Origin of the sequence: Wolbachia endosymbiont of Nasonia giraulti (genome assembly GCF_048054155.1) — a bacterium.
GTDB classification, from domain to species: Bacteria; Pseudomonadota; Alphaproteobacteria; order Rickettsiales; family Anaplasmataceae; genus Wolbachia; species Wolbachia pipientis_C.
Genome location: NZ_JAFEVH010000013.1, coordinates 1 through 16,282, shown reverse-complemented (window position 1 = coordinate 16,282; position 16,282 = coordinate 1). Strand labels below are relative to the sequence as shown.

Genomic DNA, 16,282 nt, shown 5'->3' with positions numbered 1-16,282 from the left:
ATACTTTATTATACCTTTATCATTTACTTTAGGAAATACTATAGTATAATATTAACATGTAACTATAAATTTTATATTAAATATAGTATATCTTCTTTTCAGAATAACATAAAAAATCAAGCTACCCATACCCTCTCCTAGCATTTGGTTAACCAGCAATCATTTATCGCTCTGCCGTAAGAAGTGTAGCCACTGCCAAGTATAGCTTCCCAGGCTTTGTTGAATAGCGAGTAGAGATGGGAGGCTTTGTTGAATGGCAAGGAATGAGGAGGAGTAATGAAAGGAATTTACGAGGCAAATTTGAAAATAGGCATACCTATATCAGTAAAGTTATTAATCAAATAGCATTTTAAAAGCACCTCTTGAGAGCGATTTACCTCAGATTTATTCTTAAAACTAAATCCAAATGTTTTTTTGAGCCTCAGGAAAAAACTCTCGATACGTGAACGTATTTCATACCTTGTCTTCTTTTTCCAGTGGGTAAGTTTTCCTTATACTAATGTTGTTGTTTCTTTCTGATAGATAATCTATATTGCTGCAGATTTTTGCATTTTTTCTTGGCTTTATGATGGGTTTCAAATTGTATTGATTGCACAACTTATATAAATTATCTGTATCATAAGCTCCATCTGCACGCAGAGACTTAATCTTATAGATATCACCCATTTCCTTTAGTATTTTAGATGCTATCATGTGAAAGAAAATTAGTATATCGAATTGCTATTGCCTTTTTGCTGTTTACGTCCAAAGCAACATGTAGCTTTCTTCTTTGATCTGTACCATTATACTTCCTTATCTTGGCGTTATCTTTGTTATGTTGAGTACTGTTACTATAAATATGCATTACAGTACTATCTATAGCAATTTCAATATTCTCTATGTCATTTTTATCTGTTCTGTGGTCACATAATTTCAAATTAAGTTTGATGAGAAGCTTGTGAATACTTGGAGATTCTTCACTATACTTTGTAAATATCCTTTTATAAATCCAACTGCTTGCCTTAAGCCTATTCTAAATAGATTAACGACTATATGTACTGCAATAACAACCTTATCGCTATAAATCTCCAGGAATTTTTTCTGAACTTTCGTACCAGTTTTCTATAGCTTCATCGATAAAATGAAAGACATTTCCTCTTTTTTCTAAAAATTGATTATACTCTTTAATGATTACTGACTTTCATCTTCTTTGGCATATACTCTACAAAATGTTCATTTCTTAATAAAGTAACCACTTTCTTTAGATTTTCTCCCTTTTTTCTCCCATCTCTACTCGCTATGCAACAAAGCCAACTCGGGTTACCTTACTATGTTGTCAGCATCTTTGAGTAAGTAATGTTAATAAAAAATGAGTAAATGATCTATTTAATATTAAAAAGATATTGAATATGGATAAATTGAGTCAAGATACAAAAAACAAGCTGCATTTTTGGTGGCTTATAACAGTAATAGTATGTATTATTGCTACCTATTATTACATGAAGGCAAAAGCTGCAGATAATTATAAAACGATATTACGCATTGCTTCTCAAAATTGTAACTTAGAAACTGTAAAATTCTCAGTAAAAAATTTATTAGATACTGATACACACATGCCTAAGTTAACTGCGTTACATTACGCTGCAGAAGGGGATGTTTAGAGATAGTTAGGTTTTTAATAGATGAGGGAGTTAACGTAAACATTATTAACAAGTATGTAAGCACAGCACTACATAATGCTGCATATTATGGTGATTTAAGGATTATCAAATTTTTGCTAGAAAAAGGCGCTAATCCTAACATTATAAACGATGATGGAAAAAAACCTAGAAATGTAGCTGTGTTAAGGTCAAGGCATAACAAAGATAAGCCCTACGATCAAATATTCAACCACTATGGATTTCAATCCATAGTGGTTGAATGCTGAATGACTTTAAGTTTAAAATTGAGAAAGTAGTTGTTATATATATCAGCAAGTATGAGTTAAATTTGTATTATGGACTTGAATAAATTTACCGAAAAAGCAAAAAGCCTCATCCAGAGCGCTCAAATGAAAGCATTGGGAGCTGGGCATCAGATTTTTATGCCTGAACATTTACTTAAAGTAATGCTTGAAGATGAGTCAGGTTTAGTTCAGGATTTGATAGGCACTTGTGGTGGAAATATTCAGAATATTTCTGATGCTGTGAGTAGTACAATTAAAAAGTTTCCAGTGGTTGGAGGACCAGGTAGTGGTGGACTTCAGCTTTCAAGAGAGGTAGCAAAAGTTTTTGATGATTCAATTGGTATTGCGAGGAGAAATAAAGACACATTTGTTACTGTTGAGCGGTTGCTGCAGGGCCTTGCTGCACAAAAAGATGAAATTGTAGGTAAAATTTTAGCAGAAGGTGGTGTAACACCGCAAAAATTAAATTCAGTTATTGCAGAAATGAGAAAAGGTGGCAGTGCAGACTCTCCAAATAGCGAGGAAAAATTAAATGCGGCAAAGAGGTATACAAAAGATATTACAGAGCTTGCTATGCAAGGTAAGCTTGATCCTGTAATTGGTCGTGATGAGGAAATCAGAAGAACTATGCAGGTATCGTTGAGGCGAACAAAAAATAATCCAGTACTGATAGGTGAACCTGGTGTTGGAAAAACTGCAATAGTTGAAGGTTTGGCAAACAGAATTGTTGCAAATGATGTACCACTTGGTTTGCGTGATGCAAAAGTTTTAGCTTTGGATCTTGGTGCATTAATTGCTGGAACAAAATTTAGAGGGGAGTTTGAAGAGAGACTAAAAGCAGTGATTAATGAGATTTCAAAAGCAGAGGGAAAAGTTATTTTGTTTATAGATGAGCTTCATACTTTAGTGGGAGCAGGAGCGACAAGTGGCGCGATGGATGCTTCAAATCTGCTCAAGCCTGCTCTTGCGCGTGGAGAAATTCGCTGTATAGGGGCTACAACTTTGGATGAGTATCGTCAACATATAGAGAAAGACCCTGCGCTTGCAAGGCGTTTTCAGCCTGTGTTTATTTCTCAACCGACTGAGACTGATACTATTTCAATACTGAGGGGTTTGAAGGAGAGGTATGAGGTGCACCATGGTATTAGAATCACAGATGGTGCAATAATCGCTGCTGCAACGCTTTCTAATAGATATATAACAGATAGGTTTTTACCTGATAAAGCGATCGATTTAATTGATGAAGCAGCAAGTAGGGTTAGAATTGAAATGGACAGCAAGCCTGAGGTTGTTGATGAGCTTGAAAGAAAGATTATACAGCTGAAAATTGAGTCAGAGGCTTTGAAAAAAGAAAGTGATGAAAACTCTAAGCAACGTTTAAAAAAGATAAATGAGGAAATTGAGAGTCTAAACAGTAAATTTGCTGACTTAAGCAGTAAATGGCAGATGGAAAAGAATAAAATAGCTAAAATACAAGAAACTGCTGAAAAATTGGATAACGCGAGGAAAGAGCTAGAATTGGCTCAGCGCAATGGAAATTTAGGAAGGGCAGGGGAGTTGATGTATGGTGTGATTCCTCAACTTGAAAATGAGTTAAAAAATCAGGAAAAAGTTACTGATAGTTTCCTAAAGAAAGAAGTTACTGAGAGTGATATTGCAAATATTGTTTCAAAATGGACAGGCATTCCAGTTGATAACATGATGCATAGTGAAAAGGAAAAGCTCCTTAATATGGAAAATGAAATAGGAAAAAGAGTAATAGGGCAGAGAGATGCAATTGAAGCTATAAGTAATGCAGTAAGGCGCTCCCGTTCTGGTGTTCAGGATACTAATCGACCTTTTGGTTCATTTTTATTCTTAGGTCCAACCGGAGTTGGAAAAACAGAGTTAGCAAAATCTCTTGCCGAATTTTTGTTTGATGATCAATCAGCACTTCTACGCTTTGATATGTCAGAGTATATGGAAAAACACTCCGTTTCAAAGTTAATTGGTGCGCCTCCAGGATATGTTGGTTATGAACAAGGTGGCAGATTAACCGAAGCAGTAAGGAGAAGACCATATCAGGTAATTTTGTTTGATGAGATAGAAAAGGCAAATCCAGATATATTTAATATATTACTGCAGATTTTGGATGAAGGTAGACTCACCGATAGCCATGGCAAATTAATTGATTTTCGCAATACCATACTGATTTTAACTTCTAACCTTGGCGCTGAGATAATGCTAAGAGGAACTACCGAATCTGTGAAAGATGAGGTGATGAAAATAGTTAAGTCAGCGTTTCGTCCAGAATTTTTAAATAGACTGGATGAAATTATTATATTCCACAGCTTAACCAAAGATGACATTGATAAAATTATAGATGTTCAATTCTCTTATTTACAAAAGATGCTTGCTAAGCGTAAACTGAGTATTAGTTTATCGCAAGAAGCTAAAGAACTAATAGCACAAACTGGATATGACCCTGAATATGGAGCGCGGCCTCTGAAAAGGGTAATACAAGAATGCATTCAAAATAATCTAGCTAAGTTAGTTTTATCGGGGGAAATAGTAGAAGGAGATGAGCTAATAGTGTATACTTCTGGTAACGAAATCTTAGTTAAAAAGATCTAGATTCGCTGTGTATTTTTGTTTTGAAAAATGTGTATAAATCATAATGTTAATGTTGAGTCTTTATTTAAGCTAGTTGATCAAGGGAATAAAAAAGAGAAAGAAAAAATTAAAGAGTTTATACAGTACTTTTATAATTTTGTTTATAATAGTGACCTAAAAGTCAACGATAAATTTCTTTTATACATTGCAGAGGATGCATACAACTTCATTCTTAAAAAAGAAAAAGAAGAAAGTAAATTAGCAGTAAGTAATGTAAATGATATTTCAGGAATAGAGGGCAATTTCACTATAATTAAAATCACAAATGATGACATGCCCTTTTTAGTGGATTCTGTCATTTCCACTATTAAGTCACACGGTTTAACTATATGCTATTATAGTAACAGCATAATTAATGTTCAAAGAAAAAATAGCCTAATAGATAAAATTCATCTTTTGGAAGAAAGTAATGGAATCAAAGAGTCAGTAATATATGTAATTATTAAAGGCATAAGTGGTAGCTTTGTTGATACACTAGAAGAATCTCTACGAAAGACGCTAAAAGCAGTTAACTGCGTTGTAAAGGACTGGCAATTGATGCTCAAGAAGCTTCTTGAGCATCCGGCATTGGATGCTGGAGGCAGAGATTTTCTAGCTTGGTTGAAAAATAACAATTTTGTATTTTTAGGTTATCAAGAATACATTACTAATAAAGAAGGAAAGCTTGCTCTAAGTGGTAAGGAGAGCCTCGGGTTAATGAGAGCAAGTGAAGAGTACCAAAATTCATCAATTTTTTCTGAAAGCTTGAATTCTTTATACATACTAAGATCAGACCTAATCTCAATAGTTCATCGGCGTACCTATATGAATTGTATAGGAGTGAAAGAATTTAATGATCAGGGTGATGTAATAAGGGAACAGCATTTTTTTGGGCTATTTACTTCTATAGCAGAAGTGCAAGATATTCGAACTATTCCGGTAATAAAGGATAAGGTTACAACAATAGAAAAAAAGGCAGGATTTGTTCCTGGTGGCCATAACAATAAAGCTTTAATTTCCATTTTACAGGCATTTTCTTGTGACGAATTATTCCAATCAAATGAAGACGAGTTATTTGAAATTTGCACCTCGATCATGTCTCTTGCGATTAGACCAAGAGTCAAATTATTTTTGAGAAAGGTAGGGAACTTTATTAGTTGCATAGTATTGATACCGATGCGTTATGCTAGCGCTAGGCTAATGTTCAAGATACGTGATATATTGAAGGATGAAACAAGTGCAGAAAGTTCAGATATTTATAACAATCACATTATCAATGAATATGATTTGATGAAATTACACGTGGTGCTAAGAACCAAAAGCGCTAGCGTTTTTGATGATGAAGTTTTGTGTATCGAAAACAAGTTAAGAAACATTACAGAAAAGTGGGAAGATCGTTTTATAGACAATTTATATAATACTTTTAGCACTGTTGAGGATATATTTATCCGCTATTGCAAGGCATTTCCGATAAGTTATCAAGAGAATTTTGAACCTCATGATGCGTATTATGATATGAAAAAATTGGAGATAGTGAGAAAGAAAAAAGTCAGCGAAGTTGATTTGAGGCTTACTCGTGACAATCTCAACTATCAATTGAAGGTTTACACTCCAAGCAACGGAGGCCTTGAATTGTCAAAGATATTAAAGGTTACTAAGAATTTAGGGGCTAAGATTCTATCTCATAATGGTTATTATATAGAAATCAACGGTGGAATATGGATACATCATTTTGTGTTGTCAAGAGTTGATGAATTAATAGACAACATTACTTTAAAAGAGCAGTTTGAGGTAACACTTGTAAAAGTGTTCAGCAAGGAAATAAAAAATGACTATTTTAACAGCTTGATCATTATTGCTGGGCTCGAGTGGAAGGAAGTGCTTCTGATTAGAGCGCTAAGCGCCTACCTAAAGCAGACATCATTTAGCTATAACCCAGAATATATCCAGAAAGTAGTATCAGAGTATCCAAAAGTAGTAAGGTATTTAGTAGAATTATTTCATTCAAGATTTGATACTAAAATAGATATTGATAGGGCAGAAACTACTAGCATTTTGATAGAAAAAATTGAAGAACTACTAAAAGAGATCAGCAACGTTTCACATGATTACGTTTTGCGTTCGATATTTAACTTGATAATGGCAATTTTGAGAACCAGTTATTATCAAGATGATAAGCCATACTTATCTATCAAATTTGATTCAAGTAAAATAAATGGTTTACCTGACCCGCGCCCATACCGTGAATTGTATGTTTATTCAAACCTTTTTGAGGGAATACATCTAAGAGGAGGGAAGTTGGCTCGTGGTGGTTTGAGATGGTCGGATAGAACGGAAGATTTTCGCACTGAAGTTTTGGGACTCATGAAAGCCCAGATGACAAAAAATGCGGTCATTGTACCTGTTGGCGCAAAGGGTGGGTTTGTAATAAAGCAAGTTTATAAAGACAAAAACATTTTAAGGGAGAAAGGTGTTGAATGCTATAAGAATTTCATCAGAGGAATGCTTGATATTACTGATAATGTAGTTGATGGCAAAATAACTCCACCAGAAAATGTGATTAGGTATGACGAAGATGATCCATATTTGGTAGTTGCAGCAGATAAAGGCACTGCTTCATTTTCTGATTATGCAAACGAAATATCCTCTGAATGTAACTTTTGGCTCGAAGATGCATTTGCATCTGGTGGATCAGCAGGTTATGACCACAAAAAGATGGGTATTACAGCAAGAGGTGCATGGATTGCAGCACAACGCCATTTTTGGAGAATGAATAAGGATATTTACCAGGATACAACTGTTATTGGAATTGGAGATATGGCTGGCGATCTGTTTGGAAATGGCATACTGCTTTCAAGAAATATACGTTTAATCGGCGCATTTAACCATATGCATATTTTCATTGATCCAAATCCTGATTCAGCAAAGGGTTTCGCAGAGCGTAAACGCCTTTTTGAATTACCGTTTTCAACTTGGATGGATTACAGCAAAGATTTGATTTCTCGTGGTGGCGGGGTATTTGAGCGTAGCAGCAAGCAAGTAGACATTTCTCAAGAAATGAAAAAGTGCTTTGATATAACGGAAGATACACTATCTCCAAATGACTTGATCCGATATCTGCTCAAGGCAAAAGTGGATTTCATATGGAATGGAGGAATTGGCACATTCGTTAAGGCAAAGAGTGAAAGTCACGGTATGGTTGGTGATAAAGCAAACGATGAATTAAGAGTAAACGGTCAGGATATTAGAGCTTCTATGTTTATAGAGGGTGGTAACCTTGGTTGCACGCAGCTTGGAAGGGTAGAATATGCTAAAATAGGTGGGTATATCAATGCAGATTTTATTGATAATTCAGCAGGAGTAATATGTTCTGATCTTGAAGTTAATATCAAAATTGCTTTTATGAAAGTAGGGAAAATTTCCTTAGAAAAAAGGAATGAAATACTGACTAGCATGATAGACGATGTTGCATTTAAGGTGCTTGAAGACCATAACAGGATTGAAACAAAAGCATTGCTTCTTGAGTGCTTACAAGCTAAAGAAAGATTAGAGCAGCACCATAAATTATTACTCAGTTTAGAGAAATTTGGGCTGCTAAACCGAGATGTAGAATTTCTTCCAGCTGAAGAAGAGGTAGCAAGAATGTTAACTGATGGAGAAGGTTTCTGTTCTCCTCAGCTTTCTGTTCTGATGTCTTATGCAAGAACAGCAATAAAAAATGAAGTTATACACTCTGAGCTACCTGAAAAAGATTTTTTGTGCCGTGATTACTTACTAAATTACTTTCCACAAAGGATGGTAACAGAGTTCAAGGATTCCATATTGAAACACCAACTTTGTAGGGAAATTATTTCTACTTGCATTACAAACGATGTAGTAAATAGGATGGGCTGTATATTTATTAATAATTTGGTTGAGAGTACTGGAATTAAAGTACATGAAGCAGTTAACATATATATCGTTGTTAATCACCTATATAATTTAAGTAGCCTTTGGCAGAAAATTGATGAATTGGATGGAAAAATTGATGTTGATTCATATTTGCAAGTAGTGAGAAGTGTGCAAAAATTTATTGGTAGGGTATCATTTTGGTTAGTAAAAAATCTTGGTAAGCTTAATCTTGTAGAACTAGATGGTGTTACAAAATTTAGGGGTGCAATTGAAACTTTAGGCCATGATATTTTAGATGAGCACCTATTAGAGGTCTATAATCATGGATTAGCTTCTTTGTTAGAGCTTAACATAAATAAAGATCTAGCAAAAAGGGTTGCTGATCTACGTATTCTTATTTATGCGCTGGACGTTATATCTGTTGCTGAGCAGACATCTTTGTCCATCCTTGAGGCTGGTAGAATATACTTTGAATTAAAGTCGCTGCTAAGATTTGATATGATTAGAACAGTTGCTGGCAAGATGAAAAGCCATTCTTCCTATTGGGATCGCAGCTTAATTAATGATTTATTAGATGATTTAAGCAATTATCAACATAAGCTAGCTGTTAAAGTTATAAAAGCTACTGATAATCATGTAGACAAGGTTCAAACTTGGGCTATTAATGATAAGGATTATACAGAGCGCTACAATAGCTTTTTAGATGAGATGGTCGCTTATAAACTTGATTTAAGTAAATTAATACTCATAATCAGGAGAGTTAAAGTACTTGCTTCATAGGAAAAATGTTTAATATAGGTCTTTCAGAAATTTTAGTTGTAGCTTTAGTGAGTATAATTGTTCTTGATAAAAGTAAAGTACCTGTATTTCTTAATCTTATTAAAAATATATATAGGTATTTCTGGGTTGTAAAATCAAGAGTTAGGAAATTGTTGAAGGATACCGGAATTAAAGAATTATATGAAGAGCATAACGTTGAAAAAGTCAATTACATAATTGGTGAAGATGGCAAGCTTTACCCTACTTACAATGTAGATAGTACAAAAAATGACAGCAAAAATCCTAGTAGTAGATGATATACCATCTAATGTTAAGCTTTTGGAGGCTCAGCTAAAAGCAGAGTACTATACAGTTATTGTAGCTTATGATGGCGAGGAGGCGATAGATTTAGTAGCGGAACAGCAGCCAGACATTATCTTACTTGATGTCATGATGCCAAAAATGAGTGGTTTTGAGGTTTGTAAGAAGCTAAAGAATGATCCCTTAACGACTTATATTCCAATAATTATGGTAACTGCGCTGCATGACACTCATGATAGAGTGGAAGGAATTAATGCTGGTGCGGATGACTTTCTAACTAAGCCGATAGATGAAACTGCTTTATCTGCAAGAATTAAGTCTCTTGTGCGCTTAAAGATGATAATAGATGAGTTGTGCTTGAGAGGAGAAACTAATGCTGAGATTGGTGGAGTAGCAGAAAGCAGTATTATGGATTATTCTAATCAGATTTTTGATGCTAACATACTTGTTGTAGATGAGGACACCTTTCAAGCAGAGCAGATACACAATGTTCTAAAGCAACGCTTCAGATCAATTAAAATACTGCACGATCCAAAAGAAGCATTAAAGGTTGGTATTAAGGATAATTACGACCTGATTATTTCTGACATGCAGTTTTCAAAAACTGACGGCCTACGGTTGTGTTCTAAGTTTCGTAGTAAGGTAGAAACACGTTATACACCAATTCTGATCCTTTCTGAAGATTATGATAAAAGCAATTTAGTAAAGGCACTTGATGTAGGTGCTAATGATTATTTAACAGTACCTTTAGATGAGAGTGAATTAATAGCTAGGGTTAATTTGCAAGTGAAACGCAAAAGGTATCAAGATGCCTTGAGAATGAATTTATTTAATAATGTGGAAATGTCTATAAAGGATCCATTAACTAACTGTTATAATAGAAGATATTTTGATGCACACTTAAGAAATATTGTTAAGGATTCTGTGGAAAAAGATAGAAGTTTATCTCTTATGATACTTGATATAGATTATTTTAAGATGGTGAATGATAACTTTGGGCATAATGCTGGAGATGAACTTTTAAAGGAAATACAGAAAAGAATTTCTGAAAATATCAGAGTGACAGATTTATTAGCTAGGTTTGGTGGTGAGGAATTTGTTGTTGTAATGCCAGATACCAATGTATCAGATGCGTATACTATTGCAGAGAGAATAAGGAAAATTATTGCCAAAGAACCTTTTATACTTGTGGGTAAAAATACAACCCATAATGTAACTGTGAGCATTGGAATTTCAGCAATGCAAAGATCTGACCTTGATGATGTTAAAAAATTTATAGTACGTGCTGACAAATATTTATATAAAGCAAAAAACAGTGGTAGAAATAGAGTGGTTACTGGTTGAAGTTCTTTCAAATAAGTAGTAACTAAGATTCAAATGATAGCATAAAATTTCTCAACTCCGGAAATTTCGCATTTAACTGCAGAAATAGATATTTATTTAAAAAATACCCTGTAATTTTTAACCCTAGTCTGAATTCTTGATACGAGTAGCTATTTTGTAGGTTGTTATTGTATACATCATGCAACATCTGTGGAAAAGGTAGTAATTTATCTGCATAACAGTCACCTATTTTTTTTGACACTGCTCTACCAGTTTTTGGAGAAATAAATTGTAGATTTTCTTTCACACCTGTGACAGCACATTTTGATAGGTCTAACTTAAATCCAAGTTGCGTAAGAAGCAGAAGCTCTAAGTTAAGGTAATGACTTTGCCAAAACTGGCTATTATGTTTTATTACATCGATGAAGTGTCTAAAATTATCATACAACTTGATGCAGGATTCACTTTCTGGAAGCACTTTTTCTAATATAGACGAGAAAGAAACAATAGCAATGCTTTTTAACCTATCTTGAAAGAAATGATGAAATGGAGATTCAATCAATTCGCACTTTAAAAAACCTAGATTTTCAGGTAGCTTAGCACTCCATTCTGCATGTAATAGATTACTTATTTGAAACTTATAATTGCTATTGTTTGTTAACCTAGTTAATCCCCTGCGCTTTCCATGATTTTTTGTAAATAGAGAAAGAATTAAATTTTTATCACCGTATTTTTTAACAGCTATAATAACACCTTCATCTTTCCATCTCATTTAGAGTATATTGACCATATGATATTATAGAGATAATAAAATTAGTGTAGCAAATTTGAGTTTAAGTCAACTGAAATATATTGACTTTATGTGCAATATTAGCTTTAAACCGGTAAAACAAGCTGCTTAACATATGCGCCCTCTCTATTTTAATTATATTCTTCTTTTGTTTCTATGTTGTTTTTTGCTTTTTTCAATGAAAGCCCAAACGGATGATTCGTCAGTTATTACTATACCACAAAGAAAAAAAGAATTAGTTGAGTTAGTACAACCGAGGCAAATTATTGAAATACAGGAAATTGATGAGGGTATTCCAATTCCCAAAAGAAAAAAGGGTGTAGAAAGAAAACTAAGAGAAGACATCAAAGAGGTGAAAAATGAAATAAGAGATAAGAAAAATATTGAGAACAAAGATGATGAATTGGCTATAACAGAAATTATTAATTCTATAAGGGATAAACTGACAGAGTGTTGGAGCATTCCTGAGGGCATAGTTTATAAAGAAAATTTTAGTATAAAAATTAACTTATTATTATCCAGTAAAGGCGAGATCGTTGTAGCCACCGTAGCAGATAGTAGTTCTTATCAAAATAATCCTCTTTTTAGATCAGCGGCAGATAATGCAATGCGTGCAGTATATAAATGTAGCCCGTTAATTGGCTTACCTGCTGAACAGCATCACATTTGGCGCGAAGTCACGTTAGATTTTATTGTCCCAAATTTGGGAGAAAAACCCTGGACTTAAAGTCCATCCTTTTAAGAATATAATTTAAAGGTGAAAAATCTCAAAGAATGTGGAATATTATAGAAAAAGCAGTCACTCTATATATATATCACATAGTGTGGATAACAAAATATCGATATCCAGTATTAGTTGGAGATATTGGACAGAAAGCTAAAGAAGTTGTACAAGAAGTATGTGCAAATAATCAAGTAGAGAGGTAGAGTTGCGTCAACATGTATACGTTTCTGTACCCCCATACTTAAGTATTAGTAAGTTAGTGCAGTTAATAATAGGAGTTTGAGCCGCCGCTCCAGCTCTTTCCTTACATAAATTCCCCTTAAATTTTAAGCTTGATTTCTACTAGAATGAGTAGAATATGACGTTTTTTATACCATAATTAATTTTCCGTTATTTATCATAAAAATTTAAAGTTGTAGGCTTGACTTTGCATAGCTTATATTAGTATGCTATATTATTATGTTAACAACAGAGGGGTTATTATGTTAAGTGCTTTGAAAAATCTAAAAAGTAAAGCCAAGGAATTGGTGAGTACCATTACTCATGGTCAGGGTGTAAGTAAAAATATTGATAAAGAAAACTGTCTTCCAGAAAAAAATGCCTTAAATTCATCTTATCCTTATGTAAATTTTGGATATATGGAGAATGGTGTATTTTATCAATCTCAGCTAGCAATAAAGGATAAAGCTAATCTGAATATTTCAGGTGTTAGCGGTCTTCCAGATGAAGAATCGTGGAAGATATTTCAAAAGCACAAAGTTGGAAAATCTCATTGTGAAGGTGATGATTATAAAAGTCATATTAATACACTACTAGAAGGAGAGGTTTCTCGGAAAGTTGTAGAAGAATTATATAATATAAAAAGTGATAAAATAAAGTTTGCCGCACTTGAAGAGTTTTTAGATGAAGAGAATCGTTCTTTTCCGGTTGCAAGATTAGCTATTGCGGGAAAAGATCCAATTTGTTTGATGGATTTTCTCGAGGCTAGTAAGTCCAAAGAATATGGTATAGATGCAATTACAATGTGCAAACCTGGCAAAAACAAAACAAGAGGAGTGCGTTTATCGACTTGTTACGATGAAGATGAACAGGAAATAAGATCATATGAGATTCTCGATGGAACATATGATATGGATCTTGCTTGGGAAGTTGAAGGGAAAAAATGTCAAATGAAAATTTCAGTTAGTAGCGATGGTTCTGCAAAGATTCTTAAAAGAAACGGCGTTACTGATGAAGAGATATACGCGCACACAGAAGTAATGGTAGGAAAACAGCATGAAACAAAGTCTCTCTATGAAGCATTGGGACTACAACAAACACAAGGAAAGAGTATGGAAAAAATACAACCTAAGTTGTACAAACGTTCTCAACCACAAAAAAGCAAGGAAATAAAAGAGCTCGTGGAAAAGAATCCAGAGGTACAATCTGCACTTAAAGAATTTGCTTCAGAGGTAAAAGAAGAGAGTTCTGAGTCGGTGAAACCTTTGACAGATATCACAAAAGCGAATGTCAAAGAAGCTGGTTCTTCTATGCAGCGTTAATCACACATAAAAGATCTCTTCTAAGTTTAGGAGAGATCTTTATTGAAAAATTCAGGAAAATGTTGTATAATTACTGACAAACTTTGGTAAAACTTATGGCGGATTCAAGGATTAATGTAACCTTCGATACAGAAACTTCACAGCATCTTATTGAACTAGCTAAAGCTACCAAGCAGTCTGTTCAAAAATTAGCAGGAAAGCTAGTTAAAGAAGCGATCGAACTTGAAGCAGAAGATATTGCGTTTTCTAAAATTATTAGGGAATTAAGTGATGATGATGCAGAAGAAATAGAAGATAGTGAAGACATCTGGAAATAAACGTTATACTATCAAATATCTCAAACATGTTATTAAGAGGAATATACCTTCCTTACCAGAAGACATCAAACCAAGTATTAAAGAAGCAATAAAAGAGTATCTTGAGACAGATCCTATTGCTAACGGTGTATCATTACGCAATAGATTAAAGGGACATAGAAGAATAAAAGTTGCCAGTAATTATCGTGTTGTCTATCGTGTCGATACTGCAAAACGTATAGTAACTGTTGTTTCAATAGGACATAGAGATAACATTTACAATCAGGCAATATTAGACTTACTAAAACGTTAAATCAATATCCTGCCAGTATCAACCCGATACCGCACAGTGACTTTACCTGTTGAGCCACTTCTATTTTTTGCAACGTTTATCTCTAATTCGTTATTAGAGCCTATTTTATAGTAGCTATCTCTGTAGAGTAGAAAACTATGTTGGCATCTTGCTCGATGCTCACTGACTCCCTTAGGTCTGCTAATTGCGGTCTTTTGTTTTGTCTTTCTTCTACTCTGCGACTAATTTGTGATAGTGCCACGATGGGGTGTGTTGTAGAGACACAAAGAAAGATCAGAAATGAGCAAACTAAGTGCTTAAGCTGCACAATAGATGAGGGAAGGTCCCTCACAGTCGGCTTGCAAGAGCAGGCTTCAAACAGCCATAAGCTGCTTTGATAAGGTAGTGAGAGTTATGGAAAAGGTATAAATACGTGTCATGTACGAAATAGAGAGGCGAATGAAAATGAACCACTGATGAAGTGTCGAAAGGGCTGAAACGACGTCAAAACCAGGAGCTCCCATCTCTCCTGGGATAGATCTACAAGGAACTTGCTTACTGGGTAGGTGGCGTTCGGCATAAAAGTGGAGTGAATCTATTTTAGGCTATTGCATGGAACTACGGGAACCTGTCGTTTCGATGACAAGGGAGAAATCCAAGAAGCTAAACTTCAAGGATGAGAGTACCGATGCGAAGAACAGGGGCGGATCAGCTTGTAGTAGTGAAGAAGTTTCTGTAATGGGAATGGAGCGAAGGAGCTAGAGTTATTCAGTTTTAATTATGTATCAACCGAAAGGGAGGAGTTAATGAATAAAACAAAGTCTTTTGATATACCAAAGCAACTTATTTGGAGGGCTTATAAACGAGTATCGAAGAATAAAGGTGCTGCTAGTGTGGATGAGGTATCGATAATAAAGTTTGAAGAAAATCTAAAAGATAATCTATACAAATTATGGAATCGAATGTCATCCGGAAGTTATTTTCCAGGGCCGGTAAAAGCTGTTGCAATACCGAAAGATACGGGAGGGGGACAAAGAATTTTAGGTGTTCCTTCAGTATTCAACAGGATAGGGCAAACGGCTGCTTCTATGTATCTTGAGCCGCTAGTAGAGCCAAAATTCCATGAAGATTCATATGGTTATAGACCAAATAAATCAGTACTGGATGCGGTAGATACGGCAAGGAAAAGATGCTGGAGGTATGATTGGACGATAGATCTAGATATATCCGGGTTTTTCGACAATTTGGATCACGAGTTGGCATTGCAAGCTATCAAGAAGCATACAAACTGCAAATGGATCATACTGTATGTTGAAAGGTGGATGAAAGCTGCTATTCAGCTAGAAGATGGAAGTAAGGTAGTTAGGGAAAAGGGAGTTCCGCAAGGAGGTTCAGTTAGCCCAATCATTTCGAATATATTCATGCATCACGTATTTGATATATGGATGAAAAAGAACTACTCTACAGTACCATTTGAGAGATATGTAGATGATGCGATAGTGCACTGCAAGACGCAAAAACAGGCAGAATTTATGAGAGTAATGATCGAAGAAAGATTAGCCAAATATAAGCTAAAGTTACATCCTGATAAAACACAAATTGTGTATTGTAAGGATGGGAACAGGAAGAATATGTTTCCTACACAAAGCTTTGATTACCTAGGATATACTTTTAGACCTAGAAAAGTAAAGAGCAAGATAGGGAAATATTTCGTTGCATTTCTTCCAGCAATTAGCAATAAGGTTGGGAACGTTCAAAAAAGTGTGTCAAACCGCATTTTCAATTCAACT

11 protein-coding genes and 3 pseudogenes are annotated in these 16,282 nt (G+C 34.6%); 11 read left to right on the top strand and 3 right to left on the bottom strand.

The features are described from left to right. Window positions 1–287 precede the first annotated feature (287 nt). A pseudogene (locus tag JR312_RS02855) lies at window positions 288–1,196 on the bottom strand (IS5 family transposase). Between the two features lie 192 nt (window positions 1,197–1,388). On the opposite strand from JR312_RS02855, the pseudogene JR312_RS02850 reads away from it, so the two are divergent. The 5 genes and pseudogenes from JR312_RS02850 to JR312_RS02830 all read left to right on the top strand — a co-directional run bounded on the left by JR312_RS02850 (window position 1,389) and on the right by JR312_RS02830 (window position 10,870). Next, window positions 1,389–1,906: pseudogene (locus JR312_RS02850) on the top strand (ankyrin repeat domain-containing protein). Window positions 1,907–1,975: 69 nt separating this feature from the next. Further along, the gene (gene clpB, locus JR312_RS02845; protein ID WP_416647676.1) at window positions 1,976–4,537 is read left to right on the top strand and encodes an ATP-dependent chaperone ClpB; all 2,562 of its coding nucleotides are present in this window, start codon (window positions 1,976–1,978) and stop codon (window positions 4,535–4,537) included. A gap of 27 nt (window positions 4,538–4,564) precedes the next feature. Further along, entirely contained in the window at window positions 4,565–9,226 is a 4,662-nt protein-coding gene (locus JR312_RS02840; RefSeq protein WP_416647675.1) for an NAD-glutamate dehydrogenase, read from the top strand. Between the two features lie 5 nt (window positions 9,227–9,231). Then, a complete protein-coding gene (gene tatB / locus JR312_RS02835) occupies window positions 9,232–9,522 on the top strand; it encodes a Sec-independent protein translocase subunit TatB (RefSeq protein ID WP_006012003.1) in 291 nt (96 codons plus the stop codon). Beyond that, window positions 9,494–10,870: a PleD family two-component system response regulator gene (locus JR312_RS02830; RefSeq protein WP_007302914.1), complete on the top strand. Its 1,377-nt coding sequence runs from the start codon at window positions 9,494–9,496 to the stop codon at window positions 10,868–10,870. Before tatB ends, JR312_RS02830 begins: the two co-directional genes overlap by 29 nt. 22 nt (window positions 10,871–10,892) lie before the next feature. On the opposite strand, the gene recO is transcribed toward JR312_RS02830, so the two are convergent. Then, window positions 10,893–11,621 (bottom strand): DNA repair protein RecO, encoded by a 729-nt coding sequence (gene recO / locus JR312_RS02825; RefSeq protein WP_416647674.1) that lies wholly within the window; start codon window positions 11,619–11,621, stop codon window positions 10,893–10,895. A 196-nt stretch (window positions 11,622–11,817) separates the two neighbouring features. Between recO and JR312_RS02820 the strand changes: the two genes are divergently transcribed. From JR312_RS02820 to JR312_RS02800, 5 genes and pseudogenes are all read left to right on the top strand, one after another. Continuing rightward, entirely contained in the window at window positions 11,818–12,366 is a 549-nt protein-coding gene (locus JR312_RS02820) for a hypothetical protein (RefSeq protein WP_416647673.1), read from the top strand. Between the two features lie 49 nt (window positions 12,367–12,415). Further along, a pseudogene (locus JR312_RS02815) lies at window positions 12,416–12,640 on the top strand (transposase); the annotation flags it as partial. Window positions 12,641–12,845: 205 nt separating this feature from the next. Further along, a complete protein-coding gene (locus JR312_RS02810) occupies window positions 12,846–13,904 on the top strand; it encodes a hypothetical protein (RefSeq protein ID WP_416647672.1) in 1,059 nt (352 codons plus the stop codon). A 95-nt stretch (window positions 13,905–13,999) separates the two neighbouring features. After that, window positions 14,000–14,221, top strand: a complete 222-nt coding sequence (locus JR312_RS02805) for a hypothetical protein (RefSeq protein WP_007301853.1) — start codon at window positions 14,000–14,002, stop codon at window positions 14,219–14,221. Then, entirely contained in the window at window positions 14,202–14,513 is a 312-nt protein-coding gene (locus JR312_RS02800) for a type II toxin-antitoxin system RelE family toxin (protein WP_416647671.1), read from the top strand. The genes JR312_RS02805 and JR312_RS02800 overlap by 20 nt, the downstream gene beginning before the upstream one ends. Before the next feature lie 100 nt (window positions 14,514–14,613). On the opposite strand, the gene JR312_RS02795 is transcribed toward JR312_RS02800, so the two are convergent. Next, window positions 14,614–14,754 (bottom strand): DnaB-like helicase C-terminal domain-containing protein, encoded by a 141-nt coding sequence (locus JR312_RS02795; protein WP_416647680.1) that lies wholly within the window; start codon window positions 14,752–14,754, stop codon window positions 14,614–14,616. Window positions 14,755–15,298: 544 nt separating this feature from the next. Here JR312_RS02795 and ltrA point away from each other — a divergent pair. Further along, a partial coding sequence (gene ltrA, locus JR312_RS02790) for a group II intron reverse transcriptase/maturase (protein WP_416647670.1) occupies window positions 15,299–16,282 on the top strand: 984 nt, incomplete at its 3' end.